Here is a 1,981-nt window from a genome sequence, read left to right on the forward strand (position 1 = left end):
CCACGAACCCATCACCGCCATCCGCCATACAAGACCTCCATCTGCTCACGAAGGCCTTCTCGCAGGCGGGTCACGCGCCAGGAACACATCAAATCAATGGGCCCGAACCGCCGCATACCAAGTACTGACTATCGCGAGATTTGGTAGATTGCGGATGCCCTCTGCCAACAAAGATTTTTTGGGTAAGTTCGGGGTCCGCTATTTCCATTGCCGACGCGACGTATCTATTTTTGAACATGGCTGTGAGGTTTTGCCGGTTCGCAGAACGATCCCATCTCTTCCTCGGCTCCGGCCGGACACGGCCGCCGCGCAGGCGGCTGAGAAGAACAGACCGACGGTTCCCAGTCATGGACTGAGGTCTCACTGAGCCGCCGAACAGGCGGTTGAGAGGTGGGGTTCTGCCGGTTCGCCGCTCGACCCCACCTCGATCCAACGCACCGCGTTGATTAATTTGGGCTCGGGGCGGACCTGCGGCAGCGCGCCGTGCTGGGTCCTTGGCGAGTCGCAGTCCCCGGTGTCAACGGCCCAAACCCGACTTTTGCGCCATGGCCGAGCGCTGCGGTGCAACTTCACCAGACCAGCCGCTCATCCATCGTGCAGCATTTTCGAGGGGCGAAGGTCGCCTGTGCGGACAAAGCGGACCTATGCCACCTTGCGGTTGATCAAGGTTTTTCAAATGGCTCAGGTCTTATGGCATCAACAAAGCTCTGGTGCGCATTACGGTGGTCAGAATGAAAAATGGTCGAGTCTTGATCCTTGGTCCGGGCGATCAAAAATCTGCCGTTCTGGTTTGCATACGTGAAAGCAAAGACACCATTTTGACCAGCGGAAATGACAATAAGCTTGCCTTCCAAATTGCCGATCTCCGCATCGACAAACAACACGACTGTGCCCTTCAAACCGTCGTAAAACGTCTGATTTCCAATAAACGCCATTACGTCTGTCTCTGAAATCACGGCACCTTCCCAAGGCTGAAGCACCTGAAATTCAGCAAGAAACTCGCCTTGCACGAATTCAGGCCCTCCGGAATGACGTTTACGCGCATCTGGCAAACGCGACCATTGCGACGGGAACGCACAAACAGCACCGTGCTTTCCCGCTTGGGTACAAACCTCTCCGACTTCGTCGTCATATCTCCAGAACCCGTCATCGAAAATAATAGCTGGCTTTCCATTTACCTCCGTTTGGGCGATGGGTTCCCGAGCGAACGCTGTTGATGCCGAAATGAGTGCCAGGAGCAAGGGGATCAAGAGTTTCATTATTCGTTTTCCATTCATCGAACTCACGCCTTGATACGATTGCTCTACGTAGTCGTCAGCCCAAAAATGCCTGAGTCTTGCTTGTTTGGGCTTATTTTGTTGAAAAACTCGCGCTTGATCGAAGGGCTCTCGGCTGATTCAATTCCTGCATAGGGTGGGAGGATCGGCGATGATGGGACCGCGGCAGGAGGCGCAGCCGGCGCTTTTCTATGAGTTCTCGCTCGAGGATCATGTTCCGCAGAACCACCTGCTGCGCTATTGATCGGTTCGTGGATCTGTCCGGTATCCGCAGCTACCTCGCCGATTTCTACAGCCATACGGGGCGGCCTTCCGTCGATCCCGAATTCCTCATCAGGATGCTGCTGGTGGGCTATTGCTTCGGCATCCGGTCCGAGCGGCGGCTCTGCGAGGAGGTGCATCTGAACCTGGCGTACCGGTGGTTTTGTCGCCTGGACCTCAGCGATCGGATCCCGGATCACTCGACGTTCTCGAAGAACCGCCCTTTCGTGACCTTGCTGCGCAAGGCACTGTCGGGTGACACATGGCCGTTTCCGGGACAGCGAACTGCTGCGGCACCTGTTCGAGACGAGCGTCGCGCGGTGCATCGAAGAGGGCTTGGTCAGCGGGCAGTGCATGGCCATTGATGCGAGCCTGATCCACTGACCGGCAGGGTATTTGCGCAGCAAATATCCCGAGAGGTGAGGCCGATGCAAACAAGCAGA

General features: G+C 56.3%; 1 protein-coding gene and 1 pseudogene. One reads left to right on the forward strand and one right to left on the reverse strand.

Annotated elements, in window-relative coordinates:
* Positions 1-662: 662 nt before the first annotated feature.
* Complete coding sequence (locus ACOYQJ_RS26140) at positions 663-1,259, reverse strand: hypothetical protein (RefSeq protein ID WP_422908806.1); 597 nt, start codon at positions 1,257-1,259, stop codon at positions 663-665.
* A gap of 169 nt (positions 1,260-1,428) precedes the next feature.
* Here ACOYQJ_RS26140 and ACOYQJ_RS26145 point away from each other — a divergent pair.
* Positions 1,429-1,916: pseudogene (locus ACOYQJ_RS26145) on the forward strand (transposase); the annotation flags it as partial.
* Positions 1,917-1,981 lie beyond the last annotated feature (65 nt).

The sequence above is a fragment of the Pacificoceanicola algae genome, from assembly GCF_049341065.1.
Classification (GTDB): Bacteria; Pseudomonadota; Alphaproteobacteria; order Rhodobacterales; family Rhodobacteraceae; genus Pacificoceanicola.